Below are 17706 nucleotides of genomic sequence, written 5' to 3' on the forward strand. Positions count from 1 at the left end.
ATAGTGGGACTCATCCGTCCTCATAGATCGCGCCCATGCCGTCCCTCACCTCTGTCGCCCGCCTGTCCAACCCGCTGATGCTGTGGGTCGACGTGGCTCTCAAGACCCAGGAGATGCTGCTGTCCTCCGGGTCCGTGATCCAGATGCGCACCGAGCGCATGGCCAAGGCGGGGCTCGCGCCCAGCGCGGCCGATCTCGCGGAGTTTCAGCTCATGGGCGATGAAAAAATTGCCGCCGCGGGCGCATCCGGGGCCGCCATGGTCAGGCAATGGCACAGCAGCCATGTCTCGCTGGCGAACCGCGCGCTGCAGCAATGGCTTCTGAGTGCCGGGGCCTTTCTGTCGATGGCCGGCAGCATCACCCCCGCGCAGGCCGCGGAGCGCAGCGACGCCTTCGTGCAGGCCACGGCCCGGGCGGCGGGCACGGCCAGCCGGCTTTCGGGCGCGGCGGTGCGCATTGCGCGCGAAGGGTTGAAGCCGATCCACGCCGCAGCCACCTCGAACGCCCGGCGGCTGTCCGAGCTGCGCGGCTGACCCGCCGGCGCGTCAGCCGCGCGCCATCACCAGCGTCAGCAGCGTGATTTCGGACGGCGCGCCAAAACGCTTCGGCGGCCCCCAGTAGCCCGTGCCGCGGCTCACATAGACCCACATGTCGTGCAGCTGGTGCAGGCCGGCGGTGAAGGGCTGCTGCATCGGCACGAACAGGTTCCATGGAAAGAACTGGCCGCCGTGCGTGTGGCCCGACAGCTGCAACTGGTAGCCGGCCTGGGCCGCCAGCGTCGCGCTGCGCGGCTGGTGCGCTAGCAGCACCCGCGTGTGCACCAGCGGCGGCGCGTCGAGCAGCGCCAGGTGCGGATCGCTGGCGTGCGCGGCGTCGAAATGGCCGGCCGTGTAGTCGGTCACGCCCGCCAGCACCAGCTGGCTCTCGAACAGCTCTTCGTCGTTCTGGGCGCCGCGCACATTGCGCGTCTGCAGCACCACGTGCTCGTTGAGCAGCACCTTCAGGCCGAGCCTGCGCAGCTCGTCGATCCACGCGTGCGCGCCGGCGTAGTACTCGTGATTGCCGGTGACGACGAAAGTACCGTGCCGCGCACGCAGTCCGGCCAGCGGCGCGATGTGCTCGCGCAGCTCGGCCACGCTGCCGTCCACCAGGTCGCCGGTGATCGCGATGGCATCGGCGCCGAGCCGGTTCACCGCATCGACGATGCGCTGGATGTAGGCACTCCTGATCGTGGGGCCGACGTGGATGTCGCTGAGCTGCGCGATCGTGAAGCCCTCGAGCGCCGCCGGCAGGCCGCGGATCGGAACCTCGACGCGCTTCACGTCCGCGGTGCGGCGGGCGTTGAGGAAGCCCACCATCGACACCAGCGTGGCCAGCATCAGCACGGCCATCGCGCTCCATGGCAGCACGGCGTGCCAGGGCACCGGCGCGCCGAACAGCACGCTCGCCAGCCAGGCGAGCAGCAGGCCCGCGTCGCGCAGCAACGTCGCCACGAACAGCGAGGAGAACCAGCCCATGCTGATGAGCCCCGTCCATTGGAGCAGTTCGCCCACCGAGGCGCCGTGCTCCCTGCCGCGCGAGACAAAGGGCAGCGGGATCGTGAAGGCCGAGATGGCGAGCGCGGCCAGGGCGAGCGGCCAGGCCGGCGTGAGCATGGCCAGCGCGGGCAGCAGCCGCAGCGCGATGTAGGCATGCAGGAGCGCGGTGAGCACGCTCAGGGAACGTATCGGCATGAGGGCAATGGGAACGGGCATGGCCCGGGACACGGCATCTGCAAGGCGCATGCCGCGCATTCAAGGCAGCCTGCGATCGACCTTTCGCTATTTTTTCTATAGCGCCGGGCAGCCGGATAGCGTGCGCTGCGAGTGAAGTGGACGGCCAAGCTCCAGTTCCGGTGCCCCGCCTCCGGAGCGGAGCCTGCCGATCACTGCACCGCGTGCGTGCCGGCAGAAGCCATATCGGTGCCCGCCGGCCACAGGAATGCCACCCGCGCGGGCATGCCAGGCCTGAGCTGCAGCGTTTGCTTGAGCGTATTTCCACGCAAGCGAGCCTCCACTTCATAAATGCCGGGGTCGAGCCGCGCCACCATGAACGGGCCGGCCGATTCCACGTTGTCAAGCAGCACCGTGCCATGGCTGTCGCGCACGGTCACGCGCACGTCGGATGCGAACTCGGCGCCCTTGTGGTCCTTGATCGCGAATTCGAAGGTGGCGGGCCAGCGCGGCGCCACCGTCTCCATCAGCTTGGCCTCGTCGCTGCCGATGCCGCCGCTCATGTATTCGATGCCGTGCGTCATGAGGATCGGCGGATTGAACGCCGCATGCGCCGAAGAGGAAAGCGCCGCGAGAAGAACGGCGCCGCACAGCATGGCGGCCGCCACGAGCCGCGTTTGCGATGAAATCCGGGGAGTCATGGTCTGAGTCCTTTCTTGCTTGCTTGTCTGCATGGCCGAAAAAAGGCCACGGCGCCACTGTGCGGCGCACGGCTTAGACAAGGCTTAACGCAAGGAAGGCTCAGCGCGCCGCGGAGGTCTGCGCGAGCGCCTGCGGCATCGGCGGCATCACCGAGGCCATGTCGAAGTTCGATGGCCACATGAACACCGCCCGGGCCGGCACGCCTGCAATCACCGTCAGCGTCTGCGTGATCGTGAGGCCGCCGAGCGTGACGTTCACGTCGTAGGCGCCCGGATCCAGCCGCGCGAGCATGTAGGGCCCGTGCGACTGCGCTTCCATCACGGGGCGGCCCGTGTACTTCTCGCGCACCTGAACCGCCGCGCGCACCGGGAAATTGCCGCGCTGCGCGCTGTCGTTGATGCCGAACTCAATGGTGGCCGCCCAACGCGGCGAGACCATCTGCATGAAGGCCGCCTCGGCCTTGTTCGTGCCGCCGCACATGTATTCGACGCCCTGCGCCATCTGGATGGGCGGGTTCGAGAACGCATGGGCCGATGTCATCGCCCCGAAGAATGCTGCTGTGCCGCCCAGTACCAGTGCAGCCATCGGCTGCCGCAGACGCATAAGGTTCATTGCTTCGATGTCCTCGATCATGGGGTGACGTGAAATCCGTCGAGGATTTTGCTTAGCAAGAGTCGGGCTAGATATAGCGTTTACGAGGAAGGATCCTCAGGGAAGTACTGAACGCTATTGTTTTAATAGCTGATGACAGACGTGTGACGGGCGTCGGCGCCCTTTCGGAGGCTCTTGCCTATGAAAACCCTGAGAGACCGCGCTGTGGGCCCGATTCGACGCGACGCACGTCATCGGCGCCTACAGCGGTGCACCGCATCGCTGGCTATGAAGAAAGTTCGTACAGAAAAGGAGCGTTCAAATGAACATCGGATCCAGGATCGAAGCAATCAAGCAGAAGGACGCCCGGAGGCCGGGTTTTCCGGGTGAACACCTCGCTGTTCTGGGCACGGGTCTCCTGCTGCTGCTGACGGCGGGGCGCAGCCGCTCGCTGGGACGCCGCCTGCTGGCAGGCGCCGCCGGCGGTGCGCTGGTCGGCCGCGCGGCGAGCGGCACCGGCGGACTGGCGCGCGTCGCGCGGATGATGCACGGTGGGCGGGGCGAGCGAGGCGGAGGCAAAAGCGGCGTTCGCGTGCATCGGTCTATTTGAGCCGGGGCCCGCTTGGCTGTCGAAAGAGGCGGCCAAGCGGGGATACTCGGTTTCATGCACCCCGATCATCGCGACCCGCTGCACGATAGCCGCAATGCGATGACGGAATGGGAGCGCAGCCTGCGCCCCGTGCGGGAGCGCCACTGGGCGATGTGGATCGCGCTGTCGGCCTTGCTCCTGTTCGGGCTCTATCGCGGCGCCGAATGGCTGTTGGCGCAACGTGTGGCGCGGCCGGTCGGCGTGAAATCAACGCCGCCGCCTGTGCCGGGCGCGGCCGAGTCGCCGCGCCGCGTTCCGTCGCGGCCCGCGGCAAATCCTTCAGGTGGTTCTTCAACCACCTCAACGACTGTCGAGGTCAGCAAATGCACGGGCGCGGCGGGTCAGACAGCCTATTCCGACGGGCCCTGCCCCGAAGGCTCGACCGCCACGACCGTGCGCGTCGACCGCAATCTGAACTTGGCCGATGGAATGAGTGCCGAGGCGCGCGAGGCATCGAATCGGAACAGCGCTGCGCTTGCGGCGCAGCAGCAGTCCCATGAACGCCAGGTCGCTCGCAACACGGCGAGCGACACACGGGCCGAGTGCGATGCGCTCGACGCCCACGTCAAGTGGATCGACACCATGGCTCGGCAGCCGCAGGGCGCGGCCATGCAGGACTGGCTGCGCAACGACAGGCAGCAGGCCAGGGACCAGCGATTTCGCCTGGGCTGCCGCTGATCGGTCGACCGATCAGGCGTCGATATTCGCCGCCCGCAGCGCGTTCTGCTCGATGAACTCGCGGCGCGGCTCGACCTCGTCGCCCATCAGCATCGTGAACACGCGGTCGGCTTCGATGGCGTCGTCGATCTGCACGCGCAGCAGGCGGCGCACGGTCGGGTCCATGGTGGTTTCCCACAGCTGCGCGGGATTCATTTCGCCCAGGCCCTTGTAGCGCTGGCGCGAGGTGGCGTTTTCGGCCTGGCCGATGAGCCACTTCATCGCGATGCGGAAGTCGGCCACCTTTTCTTCCTTGGCGCGTTCGCCTTCGCCGCGGCGGACGGTGGCGCCCTCGCTGCTCAAGAGGTTGCGGAAGGTGTTGGCGGCTTCTGCGAGCGCGGCGTAGTCGGCGCCGTGCACGAAGTCCTGCGTGAGCACGCTGCTCTTGACGTTGCCGTGGTGGCGGCGGCTGATGCGCAGCAGCGGCTTGTCGGTGCGGGCGTCGAACTCGCTGCTCACCTCGGCCGGCACGCCGGTGGTGTTGAGCTCGCGCAGCTTGGCCTGCAGCGCCACGGCCGAGGCTTCGGCCGCGGGCGTGGTGTCGAGGTCGAGCGCCACGCCGTCGGCAATGGCGCGCAGGGCTTCGGCATCCATGAAGTTGCGCAGCCGCGCGATCACGGCCTCGGCCAGCTGGTGCTTGCGCGCGAGCTCGGCCAGCGTGTCGCCGGCGAGGGTGGTCGAGTTGGGGCCGCCGGTCTCGATGCTCGCGTCCTTCAGCGCCACCTTGAGCAGGAAGGCGTCCAGCGCGGGGCCGTCCTTCAGGTACTGCTCTTCCTTGCCGACCTTCACCTTGTACAGCGGCGGCTGCGCGATGTAGATGTGGCCGCGCTCGACCAGCTCCGGCATCTGCCGGTAGAAGAAGGTGAGCAGCAGCGTGCGGATGTGGGCGCCGTCGACGTCGGCGTCGGTCATGATGATGATGCGGTGATAGCGCAGCTTGGCGACGTTGAAGTCGTCCGCCCCGCCGCCCGCGCTGGTGGCGCCGGCGCGGCCGATGCCGGTGCCCAAAGCGGTGATCATCGTGAGGATTTCGTTGCTGGTGAGCAGCTTCTCGTAGCGCGCCTTTTCCACGTTCAGGATCTTGCCGCGCAGCGGCAGGATGGCCTGGAACTTCCGGTCGCGGCCCTGCTTGGCGGAGCCGCCGGCGGAGTCGCCCTCCACCAGGTAGACCTCGCACAGCGCGGGATCTTTTTCCTGGCAGTCGGCCAGCTTGCCGGGCAGGCCCATGCCGTCGAGCACACCCTTGCGGCGCGTCATTTCGCGGGCCTTGCGCGCGGCTTCGCGGGCGCGGGCGGCCTCGACGATCTTGCCGCAGATGATCTTGGCGTCGTTCGGGCGTTCCTGCAGGTAGTCGGTCAAGAGGCGCCCGACGATGTCTTCCACCGGCGCGCGCACTTCGCTGGACACCAGCTTGTCCTTGGTCTGGCTCGAGAACTTGGGCTCGGGCACCTTCACGCTCAGCACGCAGCACAGGCCTTCGCGCATGTCGTCGCCGGTGACTTCGACCTTCGCCTTCTTGGCGAACTCGTTTTCTTCGATGTACTTGTTGATGACGCGGGTCATCGCGGCGCGCAGGCCCGTGAGGTGGGTGCCGCCGTCACGCTGCGGGATGTTGTTGGTGAAGCACAGCACCTGCTCGTTGTAGCCGCTGTTCCACTGCATCGCCACCTCGACGCCGATGTGCGTGCCCGGGATGCCGCCGTAGGTGTCGGCCGGCTTCTCGCCCATCGCGTAGAACACGTTGGGGTGCAGGACGGTCTTGCCCTTGTTGATGAAGTCGACAAAGCCCTTGACGCCGCCGGCGCCCGAGAAGTCGTCTTCCTTGCCGCTGCGCTCGTCCTTCAGGCGGATGCGCACGCCGTTGTTCAAAAAGCTCAGCTCGCGCAGGCGCTTCGAGAGGATTTCGTAGTGGAAATCGGCGTTCTCCTTGAAGATCTGGGTGTCGGGCAGGAAGTGGACTTCGGTGCCGCGCTTGTCGGTCTCTCCGATGATCCGCATCGGCGACACCTCGACGCCGTTCACGGTCTCGATCAGGCGGTTCTGCACGAAGCCGCGGCTGAATTCGAGTTCGTGGATCTTGCCTTCGCGCCGCACCACCAGGCGCAGCATCACGCTCAGCGCGTTCACGCAGCTCACGCCCACGCCGTGCAGGCCGCCCGACACCTTGTAGCTGTTCTGGTTGAACTTGCCGCCCGCGTGCAGTTCGGTGAGCGCGATTTCGGAGGCCGAGCGCTTGGGCTCGTGCTTGTCGTCCATCTTCACGCCCGTGGGAATGCCGCGGCCGTTGTCGGTGACGGAGATCGAGTTGTCGGTGTGGATGGTGACGACGATGTCGTCGCAGTGGCCGGCCAGCGCCTCGTCGATGGAGTTGTCGACCACCTCGAACACCAGGTGGTGCAGGCCCGTGCCGTCGGAGGTGTCGCCGATGTACATGCCGGGGCGCTTGCGCACCGCCTCGAGCCCTTCGAGGATCGTGATCGAGCCTTCGCCGTAGCTGGTGTCGGCGGGCGTGATCTCGATCGGCACCGCACTCTCGATCTCGGGCGTGTAGACCGGTTCGGTGTGGGGCACTTCGGGCTTGTTCTCTTCTGCACTCATTCGGATATTCCTCTATCTCTCACGGCATTCACGGGATTTCTCGGGCTCTCGGAGCCGGTTTTTCCTGCCTCTTGAAAGCGCAAACCCGCGGAGGGCCGCGGGCTGTCTGCGCAAGGCGCTGTGTTTTCTGGCTTCTAGATTCGCATCGGCATCACGACGTACTTGAAGGATGCGTTCTCGGGGATGGTCAAAAGGGCCGAGCTGTTGGAGTCGGCCAGGTCCAGCTTGACCATGTCCTGGCCCATGTTGGACAGCGCGTCGATCAGGTAAGTCACGTTGAAGCCGATCTCGATGGCGTCGCCGCCGTAGTCGATGTCGAGCTCGTCCTGCGCTTCTTCCTGCTCGGCGTTGTTCGACGCGATGCGCAGGGTGCCGGGCTCGATGTTCAGGCGCACGCCCTTGAACTTCTCGCTCGTCAGGATGGCGGTGCGCTGCAGGCTGGCCAGGAGCGGGGCGCGGCCGAGCGTGACGCTGTTCTTGTGGTTCTTGGGGATCACGCGGTTGTAGTCGGGGAACTTGCCCTCGACCAGCTTGGTGACGAACTCCATGCCGCCGAAGCTGAACTTGGCCTGGTTGTTGGCAAACTGCATCTCGATGGCGCCTTCGGCGTCCGACAGCAGGCGCTGCATCTCGAGCACGGTCTTGCGCGGAAGAATGACTTCCTGGCGCGGCACCTCGACGTCGAGCGTGGCCGACGAGAACGCCAGGCGGTGGCCGTCGGTGGCCACCAGGCTCAGCTGCTTGCCTTCGGCCACGAACAGGATGCCGTTCAGGTAGTAGCGGATGTCGTGCACGGCCATCGCGAACGAAACCTGCGAGAGCAGGTCCTTCAGCGTCTTTTGCGGCACGCTGAACACCGGGCCGAAGTTGGCGGCTTCCTGCACCAGCGGAAAGTCCTCGGCCGGCAGCGACTGCAGCGTGAAGCGGCTCTTGCCGCCCTTGAGCACCAGCTTGCTCGCGCTCGATTCGAGGCTCACGGTCTGGTCGGCCGGCATGGTGCGCAGGATGTCGATCAGCTTGCGCGCGCCGATGGTGGTGGTGAAGTTGCCTTCATCGCCGCCGAGCTCGGCCGTGGTGCGGATCTGGATCTCGAGGTCGCTGGTGGTCAGCTGCAGCTGGCCGCCGGTCTTGCGGATCAGCACGTTGGCCAGGATCGGCAGCGTGTGGCGCCGCTCCACGATGCCTGCCACCGACTGCAGCGCGGCGAGGACCTTGTCTTGGGTTGCCTTCAAAACGATCATGTCTTCTTCCTCTTCTCTTATCTCTTTGAATCCGCCAGTGAGACGCCATTCTCCGCTGTTGCGAGGGGCATTCCTGATGACATCCGGGATCAGCCCTTGAGCGTCTGCTCGAGGACGTGCAGCTGCTGGTTGAGTTCGGTGAGCTGCTGGCGCTCGCCCGAGATCTTGCGCACCGCGTGCAGCACCGTCGTGTGGTCGCGCCCGCCGAACAGCTCGCCGATTTCGGGCAGGCTCTTCTGCGTGAGCTCCTTGGCCAGGTACATCGCGATCTGCCGCGGCCGCGCAATGCTGGCCGGGCGCTTCTTGCTGTACATGTCGGCGACCTTGATCTTGTAATAGTCGGCCACCGTCTTCTGGATATTTTCGACCGAGATCTGCCGATTCTGGATCGACAGCAGGTCGCGCAGCGCCTCGCGCGCCAGGGCGATCGAGATCTCCTTCTGGTTGAAGCGCGAGTAGGCCAGGATCTTGCGCAGCGCCCCTTCGAGCTCGCGCACGTTGGAGCGCACGTTCTTGGCCACGAAGAAGGCCACTTCCTCGGGCATTTCGGCCGATTCGGCACGCGCCTTGTTGATCAGGATGGCCACGCGCATTTCGAGCTCGGGCGGCTCGATCGCCACCGTGAGGCCCGAATCGAAGCGCGAGACCAGCCGCTCGTGGATGTCGGCCAGGCCCTTCGGATAGGTGTCGCTGGTCATCACGATGTGCGACTTCTTGGCCAGCAGGGCCTCGAACGCGTTGAAGAATTCTTCCTGCGTGCGGTCCTTGTTGGCGAAGAACTGCACATCGTCGATCAAGAGCAGGTCGAGCGAGTGGTAGCGCTCCTTGAACTCGTCGAAAGTCTTGCGCTGGTAGGCCTTGACCACATCCGAGACGAACTGCTCGGCATGGATGTAGAGAACTTTGGAATCCGGGCGGTCGGCCAACAGCCGGTTGCCCACCGCGTGCATCAGGTGGGTCTTGCCCAGGCCGACGCCGCCGTAAATGAACAGCGGGTTGTACAGGTGGCCCGGCATGCCGGCCACGTGCATGGCGGCGGCGCGCGCCATGCGGTTGGCCGTGCCCTCCACCAGGGTGTCGAAAGTGAGGCCTGAATTCAGCCGGTTCTTGAAGCCGGCGTTGGCGGGCTCCTCGCCCGGGCCGGCCACGTCACGCGGCACGTCGGTTTCAGCCAGCACGGCAACCGGGGCAGAACGCACGGGCGCCTCCCGCGGAGCAAGCGCTAACTCAACCGCTACCGGCTGACCGTACATCTTCTCGGCCATGGCGGCAATCTTGCCGGCGTACTGGGCCCGAATCCAGTCGAGCTTGAAGCGGTTGGCAACGAACACCGTCATGCGCGAAAGGTCGTCCGCGACCTGCGCTGTCAGGGGCTTGATCCAGGTGTTGAACTGCTGCTCGGACAGCTCCTGCGCGAGCTGGTCGACGCAGGCTTGCCAGAGGCTTTCGCCGATGCCGTCAGTGGACATGGGCGCTTGAAAAAATGGTGAAACCCTCGGGCATTTTTTGGTATATGTATTGTGGATATTCTCTGCTGAAGGCGCTCGGCATTCTAACTTGTCAAAACCTTATCCACACGCTGCCAGCGGCGGCGAAAGGCCCGCAATTCCAGTCGAAGATTGTTCGGGGGCCGAATGTTTGCGATAATTGCGGGTTTCCCTGAAAACCTCATTGCGTCTTTCGGGGGCCAATCCGAAACACGCTCTCCGGCGCCCGCGGCTTTTTCGCCTGCGGAAACAGGGAATCAGGAACCATCATGAAACGCACATACCAAGCATCCAAAGTCCGCCGCGCCCGTACCCACGGCTTTCTGGTCCGCATGAAGACCCGTGGCGGCCGTGCCGTCATCAACGCACGCCGCGCCAAGGGCCGCAAGCGCCTGGCCGTCTGACGGCAGCCCACCTGCCGTTGCCAGCAGCCGAACCGCCAGCGCCAGCTCCTGCAGCCAGCGCTTCTGGCCCGACCCGTAACGGCGGACGCGGCTCGGCTTCCATGCAGCGGCTCAAGACCCGCGCGCAATTCCAGGCCGTCCTCGCAGGTGCCACTGTGGCGCGCACTGCTCATTTCGCATTGCATCGCTGTGCGCTCGATCTTTCGTCGAGCGCACAGCCGTTGTTCGCGTCCGACGATGTCTGGCTGGGCGCCATGGTGCCCAAGCGCTGGGCGCGCCGCGCGGTCACGCGCAATGCCATCAAGCGCCAGATCTACACCGTGAGCGCCGCGCCCGACGCCGGCCTGCCGCGTGCTGCGCACGTGGTGCGGCTGCGCGCGGGTTTCGACCGCAAGGAATTCGTGAGCGCCTCCTCGGACAAGCTCAAGGGTGCCGTTCGGGCTGAACTCCAGCAGTTGCTGGCGCGCGCTGCGCGTGCGCCGGTGCCGCCCGCCGTGCCCTCTTCTCCCTCCTCCTCCTCATGAAACGCCTGCTGATCGGCCTCGTGAAGGGCTATCGCCTGCTGCTGAGCCCCTGGCTCGGCCAGTCGTGCCGCTTCACGCCGACCTGCTCCGTGTATTCGATCGAGGCGCTGGAAGTGCACGGTGCGCTCAAGGGCAGCTATCTGACCCTGCACCGCATCGCGCGCTGCCAGCCCTGGTGCCAGGGCGGGCACGATCCGGTTCCACCGGCATCACAGTGTCGTACTGACAAGTCAGGCTCACTGTTTTCGTCTCTCCTCTCCTCCGACAAGAAGTCTTCGTCATGAACGATATCCGCCGCACGATCCTGTGGGTGATTTTTGGTTTCTCGCTGGTGCTGCTGTGGGACCAATGGCAGGTCTTCAACGGCAACAAGCCGACCTTCCTGCCATCGAGCAAGCCGGCGGCCGTGGCCAGCGCCCCGGCAGGCACCACGCCAGCCGCCAGCAACGGTGTGCCCACCGCATCCGCCGGCAGCGCCGGCGCCGTGCCCACGCAGGCCGCGCCCGCGGCGCCGCGCGAGCAGGTCAACGTGACCACCGACCTGTTCAAGGCGGTGATCGACAGCGAAGGCGCCACGGTCAACTACCTCGAACTGCTCAAGTACGACGAGGCCGACCGCACCAAGCACGTCGTGCTGTTCGAGAACGCCTCGCCGGCCACCCGCTACCTGGCGCAGACCGGCTTGCTGAACCCGGTCGATACCGGCGAACGCTTTCCCAACCACCTGACGGCGATGGCGCCGAAGGCCGGTCCGCGCGAAATGGCCGAAGGCCAGAACACGCTGGAGGTGGGCTTCGAAAGCGCGCCCGTCGGCGGGCTGAAGTACGTCAAGACCTACATCTTCAACCGCGGCGACTACACCATCGGCGTGCGCCACGAGGTCGTCAACGTGAGCGACCAGCCGCGCGATGCACAGCTCTACATGCAACTGCTGCGCCACGGCACGGTGGCCGCCAGCACGATGTTCGGCACCAACACCTTCACCGGTCCGGCCGCCTACACCAACGAGAAGAAGTTCCACAAGCTCGACTTCTCGGACATTGCCAAGGGCAAGGTCCAGCCGCCGCCGCCCGCCAACGATGGCTGGATTGCCATGGTGCAGCATTACTTCGTGTCGGCCTGGCTGCTCAAGGGCGACCCGGCCAGCGAACAGCTCAAGCGCGAATTCCGCGTGAAGGACCTGGGCGACAACCTCTACACCGTCGCCATGGTGGCGACGCTGCCGAAGATCGCGCCGGGGCAGACGCAGGTGGTCAACAGCGCCTTGTTCGCCGGCCCCGAGGAAGAAAAGAAGCTCGAAGCCATCGCGCCGGGCCTCGACCTGGTCAAGGACTACGGCATCTTCGCGATCATCTCCAAGCCGCTCTATTGGCTGCTGAACCAGCTGCACGGCATCCTGGGCAACTGGGGCTGGGCCATCGTGGCGCTGGTGGTGCTGCTGAAGGCCGCCTTCTACTGGCTCAACGCCAAGGCCTACGCAAGCATGGCCAAGATGAAGGCCATCAACCCCAAGATCATGGAAATGCGCGAGCGGCTGAAGGACAAGCCTCAGGAAATGCAGCAGGAAATGATGCGGATCTACAAGACCGAGAAGGTCAATCCGATGGGCGGCTGCTTCCCGATCCTGATCCAGATCCCGGTGTTCATCGCGCTCTACTGGGTGCTGCTGTCGTCGGTCGAAATGCGCCACGCGCCGTGGATCGGCTGGATCACCGACCTGTCGGCACCGGACCCCTGGTACATCCTGCCGATCGTGATGACGCTCACCTCGCTGTTCCAGACCTGGCTCAACCCGACGCCGCCCGATCCGATGCAGGCCAAGCTGATGTGGATCATGCCGCTCGCGTTCAGCGTGATGTTCATCTTCTTCCCGGCCGGCCTGGTGCTGTACTGGATCACCAACAACGTGCTGTCGATCGCGCAGCAATGGTTCATCAACAAGCGGCTGGGCGTGCTGGGCAAGTAAGCCGGGCGCCACGTCACTCGCAAGAAAGGGCCGCCTGCGCGGCCCTTTTTCTTTTTGCTGGAAGAATCGCACCTCCATGACCTTCGCCCGTACCACCGATCCCATCGTCGCCATCGCCACCGCTTCGGGGCGCGGGGCGGTGGGCATCGTGCGGGTGTCTGGTGTCCGGCTCGTGCCGCTGATCGACGCGCTCTGCGGCCGGCCGTTGAAGCCACGCGAAGCCACCTACCTTCCTTTCCGCGATGCGGCCGGCGAGCCGGTCGACCACGGCCTGGCCATCCACTTTCCCTCGCCGCATTCGTTCACGGGTGAAGACGTGCTCGAACTGCAGGCCCACGGCGGGACGGTCGTGCTGCAGCTGCTGCTGGCGCGCTGCCTCGAAGCCGCGGCCGAGCCTGACCCGGTCACCGGACGGCCGCGCCTGCCCGGCTTGCGCGTGGCCGAGCCGGGCGAGTTCAGCCAGCGCGCCTTTCTCAACGGCAAGATCGACCTCGCCCAGGCCGAAGCCATTGCCGACCTGATCGACGCCAGCACCGAGGCCGCCGCGCGCAGCGCCGGCCGTTCGCTGTCAGGTGCCTTTTCGCGCGAGATCCACACGCTGCGCGATGCGCTGATCCATCTGCGCATGCTGGTCGAGGCGACGCTCGACTTTCCGGAAGAGGAAATCGACTTTCTCCAAAAAGCCGATGCGGCGGGGCAATTGGCGAAGCTGCAGGCGCAACTGGCGGCAGTGCAGCAGCGCGCAAAACAAGGTGCGCTGCTGCGCGAAGGCATCAAGGTGGTCATTGCGGGCCAGCCCAATGCGGGCAAGAGCTCGCTGCTCAACGCGCTGGCGGGCGCCGAGCTGGCCATCGTGAGCGCGGTGGCGGGCACGACGCGCGACGTGGTGTCGCAGACCATCCAGATCCACGGCGTACCGCTGCACGTGGTGGATACGGCCGGCCTGCGCGAAAGCAGCGACGAGGTCGAGCAGATCGGCGTGGCCCGCGCCTGGGGCCAGATCGAGGGCGCCGATGCCGTGCTGTTCCTGCACGACCTGACGCGTGCCGGCCAGCCCGACTACGCCGCCGCCGACGCCGAGATCCTGCGCGGGCTGCAACAGAAGCTGCCCGCGAGCGTGCCGGTGCTCGATGTCTGGAACAAGCAGGATGCCGCGCCAATGCCGGATACGGCGGGTGCGGCCCAAGGCATCGCCCTGTCCGCCAAGACCGGCCTCGGCATCGAGGCGCTGCGCGAACAGCTGCTGGCCATGGCCGGCTGGCAGGCCGTGCCCGAGGGCGTCTACCTGGCGCGGGCGCGCCATGTGCAGGCGCTGGACGAGGTCGAGATCCACTTGGGGCTGGCCGCGAGCCATCTGGCGGCGCAGGCACAACTGCTCGACCTGCTGGCCGAGGAGCTGCGCCTTGCGCAGAACGCGCTGAACGAAATCACCGGCGAATTCGGCGCCGACGACTTGCTGGGCGTCATCTTTTCTCGCTTCTGTATCGGCAAATAGCGACAGCTCGCCCGAAAAACGTAAAGAGTTGTAGTCGAAAACCGCGCCCTTCGCGGATACTCCGGCACAGATGCGGGGGTTGAGAAAAGCATGTCCATCCAGAACCTGAGCCGCGCAATCGCGGACAACAACAGCAGCAGCGACGCCTTCGCGTTGACGCTCAACGTACAGCAATGGGAAACGCTGGCGGGCTACCTGCAGCCCATCGAGACGGGCGTCGGCGACGTTCTCATCGAGCAGGGCACGCACGACCGGTCTGTGTACTTCTTGGAGAGCGGCGCAATCAGCGTGCACCGCGTGAGCAGCAAGGAACAGATGAAGCTGGCCGTGCTCATGCCCGGATCGGTGGTGGGCGAGGGCTCCTTCTTCTCGCGCCAGCCGCACTCCGCCAACGTGGTGGTCACCGGCGCGGGCCGCGTGTGGCGTCTCACGGCGATCCGTTTCGCGGAAATGTCGAACCGGCAGCCCAACCTGGCCCTCGAAATTGCCATGGGGCTCGGCGCGGTGATCGCCAAGCGCATGGCCCACCGGTCCAAGCGCGTTGCGGTGACCTGAGCACCGGCCTGCCGGTTCGCTCCTCGAATTCATTCGGCCCCGACGGCTCTTCGCCGCCAGTTTTTCTGAAATCGTTTTCCCCTAGAAGTCCGTCGTCATGGCCTTGATCTGTCCGGTGTGCAGCGCGGAGAACCGCGCGGGCGCCAATTTCTGCCGCGGCTGCGGCGGCAAGCTGGCGCCCGCGGCCCCTGCGCCGATGGCGCCGCCTCCGGGCCCCGGCAGCAGATCGGAGCGCGAGTGGGCCGCCACGGCGCCCGCGCAACTGCGTGCACCCACCATTCCGGGCGGGCTGTTCGAAGCCGACGCCTACGCGGCTTCCGCTGCCTCTTCCGCGAGCACGGGCCTGCCGGACAACGACAAGACCGTCATCGTTGCGCCGGGGTCTTCCGAGCGGCAGCCTTCGCGGCAGCGGGAGGGCCGTGCGAGGAAGAAATCCTCTTCTTCTTCCGGGAGCAGGACGCGGCGGCCCGCTGGAGCCCAGGCGCAGAAGAAGCCGTCGCGCTCCCGCGGCATGTGGCTGTGGGGGGCGTTGCTGGCGGTGGGCTTGCTCATGATCGCCGCCGGCTGGTACGGCTACGGGACCGGCAAGCCGTCCGAAGAGATTTCTCCGGCTGCGGTGCCTCCCATGCCGCCCCCGGCGCCCGCCCTGCTGCCCGAGCCTGCCGCGACGGTGCCGGAAGAACCTCCTGCCGCCGAAGCGACCGCCGCGGACACGGCGGCATCGGTTTCGGCAGTGGACGCGTCGGCCGCCTCCAACCCCAAGCCGCCGGCCGCCACGGCCAAGCCGCGCAAGCCGGCGCCAGTGGCACCTTCGCAGCCTGGCGCGGCCGAGCCGGCACCGGCTCCCGCCGCCGCGCTACCTTCGTCTCCGGCACCGGCGGCGCCTGCCGATCCCCAGGCCCTCTGCGGCGACCGGAACTTCATCGCGAAGGCCCAGTGCATGGCCGCGCAGTGCCTCAAGCCCGAATACAAGCCGCATGCGCAGTGCGAAGCCGTGCGCCGGCAGCAACGCATCGAAGAAGAAAAGCGCAATCCGACGCTGATGAACTGAGCTCACCCGCTCTGGCGCAGAGGGCTCAGCCCTTTTGCAGCCGCTCGATGGCCACGGCCAGGGCGGCGGGCTTGCCGCACAGCACGAGCGTGTCGCCGTCGGTCAGCACCGTGTCGTCGGTGAACACCTGGTTTTGGCCGTCGTGGCGGCGCAGGCTGGCGACGCGCACGCCCAGGCTTTCGAGCGCCATCCGCGCCAGGGTCTGGCCGACCGCGCGGGCGCCGGGGGTAAGGGTGAAGGTGTTGAGCCGCTCGTGGTCGAGCTCGTCGGCGTTGTCGTCGTCCGCGCCGTGGAAGTAGCCGCGCAGCAGGTTGTAGCGCGCGTCGCGCTGGTCCTGCACCACGCGGATCACGCGCCGCATCGGCACGCCGACCAGCGCCAGCGCATGGCTCGCGAGCATCAGCGAACCCTCGATGGCCTCGGGCACCACCTCGGTCGCGCCGGCCGCCTGCAGCTTCTCGAGGTCGAGGTCGTCCTGCGTGCGCACGATCACCGGCACCTGCGGCGCGTGGGAGCGGATGTTGGCCAGCACCTTCATGGCGCCCGGCACGTCGAGATAGGTCACGACCACGGCACTCGCACGCGCCAGGCCGGCCGCCATCAGCGCCTGGAGCCGCGCCGCGTCGCCGAACACCACCGAATCGCCCGCGGCGGCGGCCTGGCGCACGCGGTCGGGGTCGAGGTCCAGCGCCATGTAGGGAATGCCTTCACGCTCCAGAATGCGCGCCAGGTTCTGGCCGCAGCGCCCGTAGCCGCAGATGATCACGTGCTTGGCGGTATTGATGGTCTTGCGCGCGATGCTGGTCATCTGCAGCGATTGCTGGAGCCAGTCGCTCGCCACCAGCTTGCGCACGATGGCGTTGGTGTACATCACGATGAAGGGCGTGGCGAGCATCGACAGCACCATCGAGGCCAGCACCGGGTTGGCCAGCCAAGGCGGCAGCAGGCTGCGCTCCTGTGCCAGCGCCAGCAGCACGAAGCCGAATTCGCCGGCCTGCGCCAGGTAGAGGCCGGTGCGCAGCGACACGCCCGAGGTGGCGCCCAGCACCCGCGCCAGCACCGTCACCAGCGCCAGCTTGAACGCCAGCGGCAGCAGCAGCAGCACCGCCACCAGCGCCCAGCGCTCCACCACGATGTGCCAGTCGAGCGACATGCCCACCGTGATGAAGAACAGGCCCAGCAGCACGTCGTGGAACGGGCGGATGTCGGTTTCGACCTGGTGCTTGTATTCGGTCTCCGACACCAGCATGCCGGCGATGAAGGCGCCCAGCGCCAGGCTCAGGCCGGCCAGATCGGTGAGCCAGGCCAGGCCAAGCGTGACCAGCAGCACGTTCAGGATGAAGAGCTCCTCGCTGCGCCGCCGCGCAACGAGGGTAAGCCACCAGCGCATGATGCGCGGGCCGCCGTAGAGCAGCACGCCGATCAGCAGCGTGGCCTTCACCAGCGCCAGGCCGATGGCCTTGGCCAGCGCCTCGGGCGGTGCGCCGAGCGCAGGAATCAGCACCAGCAGCGGCACCACCGCCAGATCCTGGAACAGCAGCACGCCCATCACGCGCTTGCCGTGTTCGCTCTCGAGCTCGAGCCGCTCGGCCATCAGCTTGACCACGATCGCGGTGCTGCTCATCGTGAGGGCGCCCGACAGCGCCAGCGCCGTCTGCCATCCGAGCCGCCAGGCCGGCGGGAGCTGCGAGGCGATGACGAGCGCCCCGGCGGTGGCAATGGCCATGGTCAGCAGCACCTGCAGCAGGCCCAGGCCGAACACGTGCTTGCGCATGGCGCGCAGCTTGGGCAGGCTGAACTCCAGCCCGATCACGAACATCAGGAACACCACGCCGAATTCGCCCAGGTGGCGGATGGCCTCGGAGTTCTGCGCCAATGCCAGCGCATGCGGCCCGATCAGCACGCCGGCCGACAGATAGCCCAGCATCGGCGGCAGTTTCAGCGAGCGGCAGACCACCACGCCGAGCACTGCGGCCAGCAAATACATCAGCGTGAGATCAAACGAGGACATGGC

At 66.6% G+C, this 17706-nt stretch carries 17 protein-coding genes; 10 read left to right on the forward strand and 7 right to left on the reverse strand.

Features of this window, described 5'->3' with window-relative positions; all coding sequences use genetic code 11:
• Positions 1 to 35 precede the first annotated feature (35 nt).
• Entirely contained in the window at positions 36 to 533 is a 498-nt protein-coding gene (locus L1081_RS20135; RefSeq protein WP_489413768.1) for a polyhydroxyalkanoate granule-associated phasin, read from the forward strand.
• A 12-nt stretch (positions 534 to 545) separates the two neighbouring features.
• On the opposite strand, the gene L1081_RS20140 is transcribed toward L1081_RS20135, so the two are convergent.
• From L1081_RS20140 to L1081_RS20150, 3 genes are all read right to left on the reverse strand, one after another.
• A complete protein-coding gene (locus L1081_RS20140) occupies positions 546 to 1793 on the reverse strand; it encodes a metallophosphoesterase (RefSeq protein WP_489413769.1) in 1248 nt (415 codons plus the stop codon).
• 131 nt (positions 1794 to 1924) lie between these two features.
• A complete protein-coding gene (locus L1081_RS20145) occupies positions 1925 to 2413 on the reverse strand; it encodes a hypothetical protein (RefSeq protein WP_489413770.1) in 489 nt (162 codons plus the stop codon).
• A gap of 100 nt (positions 2414 to 2513) precedes the next feature.
• Positions 2514 to 3026: a hypothetical protein gene (locus L1081_RS20150; RefSeq protein ID WP_489413771.1), complete on the reverse strand. Its 513-nt coding sequence runs from the start codon at positions 3024 to 3026 to the stop codon at positions 2514 to 2516.
• A 301-nt stretch (positions 3027 to 3327) separates the two neighbouring features.
• Here L1081_RS20150 and L1081_RS20155 point away from each other — a divergent pair, with 301 nt between their 5' ends.
• Together L1081_RS20155 and L1081_RS20160 are read left to right on the forward strand one after the other, a co-directional pair.
• Positions 3328 to 3615, forward strand: a complete 288-nt coding sequence (locus tag L1081_RS20155) for a hypothetical protein (protein ID WP_489413772.1) — start codon at positions 3328 to 3330, stop codon at positions 3613 to 3615.
• 54 nt (positions 3616 to 3669) lie between these two features.
• Entirely contained in the window at positions 3670 to 4332 is a 663-nt protein-coding gene (locus tag L1081_RS20160; RefSeq protein ID WP_489413773.1) for a hypothetical protein, read from the forward strand.
• A gap of 12 nt (positions 4333 to 4344) precedes the next feature.
• Here the strand turns inward: L1081_RS20160 and gyrB are convergent, their stop codons facing one another.
• From gyrB to dnaA, 3 genes are all read right to left on the reverse strand, one after another.
• Positions 4345 to 6969, reverse strand: coding sequence for a DNA topoisomerase (ATP-hydrolyzing) subunit B (gyrB, locus tag L1081_RS20165; RefSeq protein ID WP_489413774.1), 2625 nt, complete (start codon positions 6967 to 6969; stop codon positions 4345 to 4347).
• A 134-nt stretch (positions 6970 to 7103) separates the two neighbouring features.
• The gene (gene dnaN / locus L1081_RS20170; protein WP_124960362.1) at positions 7104 to 8210 is read right to left on the reverse strand and encodes a DNA polymerase III subunit beta; all 1107 of its coding nucleotides are present in this window, start codon (positions 8208 to 8210) and stop codon (positions 7104 to 7106) included.
• 89 nt (positions 8211 to 8299) lie between these two features.
• Positions 8300 to 9679, reverse strand: coding sequence for a chromosomal replication initiator protein DnaA (gene dnaA, locus L1081_RS20175; protein WP_012745166.1), 1380 nt, complete (start codon positions 9677 to 9679; stop codon positions 8300 to 8302).
• 287 nt (positions 9680 to 9966) lie between these two features.
• Here dnaA and rpmH point away from each other — a divergent pair, with 287 nt between their 5' ends.
• From rpmH to L1081_RS20210, 7 genes are all read left to right on the forward strand, one after another.
• Positions 9967 to 10101 (forward strand): 50S ribosomal protein L34, encoded by a 135-nt coding sequence (rpmH, locus tag L1081_RS20180; RefSeq protein WP_007834827.1) that lies wholly within the window; start codon positions 9967 to 9969, stop codon positions 10099 to 10101.
• A gap of 101 nt (positions 10102 to 10202) precedes the next feature.
• Positions 10203 to 10625 (forward strand): ribonuclease P protein component, encoded by a 423-nt coding sequence (locus tag L1081_RS20185; protein WP_489413775.1) that lies wholly within the window; start codon positions 10203 to 10205, stop codon positions 10623 to 10625.
• Entirely contained in the window at positions 10622 to 10909 is a 288-nt protein-coding gene (gene yidD, locus L1081_RS20190) for a membrane protein insertion efficiency factor YidD (protein ID WP_015868039.1), read from the forward strand. Before L1081_RS20185 ends, yidD begins: the two co-directional genes overlap by 4 nt.
• Positions 10906 to 12591, forward strand: coding sequence for a membrane protein insertase YidC (yidC, locus tag L1081_RS20195; protein WP_489413776.1), 1686 nt, complete (start codon positions 10906 to 10908; stop codon positions 12589 to 12591). The genes yidD and yidC overlap by 4 nt, the downstream gene beginning before the upstream one ends.
• A 76-nt stretch (positions 12592 to 12667) precedes the next feature.
• Entirely contained in the window at positions 12668 to 14086 is a 1419-nt protein-coding gene (gene mnmE / locus L1081_RS20200; protein WP_489413777.1) for a tRNA uridine-5-carboxymethylaminomethyl(34) synthesis GTPase MnmE, read from the forward strand.
• A 90-nt stretch (positions 14087 to 14176) separates the two neighbouring features.
• The gene (locus L1081_RS20205; RefSeq protein WP_124959242.1) at positions 14177 to 14641 is read left to right on the forward strand and encodes a Crp/Fnr family transcriptional regulator; all 465 of its coding nucleotides are present in this window, start codon (positions 14177 to 14179) and stop codon (positions 14639 to 14641) included.
• A 97-nt stretch (positions 14642 to 14738) separates the two neighbouring features.
• Positions 14739 to 15692, forward strand: coding sequence for a hypothetical protein (locus L1081_RS20210; protein ID WP_489413778.1), 954 nt, complete (start codon positions 14739 to 14741; stop codon positions 15690 to 15692).
• Positions 15693 to 15717: 25 nt separating this feature from the next.
• Here L1081_RS20210 and L1081_RS20215 read toward each other — a convergent pair whose 3' ends face one another.
• Positions 15718 to 17703 (reverse strand): monovalent cation:proton antiporter-2 (CPA2) family protein, encoded by a 1986-nt coding sequence (locus L1081_RS20215; protein ID WP_489413779.1) that lies wholly within the window; start codon positions 17701 to 17703, stop codon positions 15718 to 15720.
• Between the last annotated feature and the right edge of the window lie 3 nt (positions 17704 to 17706).

Origin of the sequence: Variovorax sp. MSC1_012 (assembly GCF_023667525.1) — a bacterium.
Taxonomy (GTDB): Bacteria; Pseudomonadota; Gammaproteobacteria; order Burkholderiales; family Burkholderiaceae_C; genus Variovorax; species Variovorax beijingensis_B.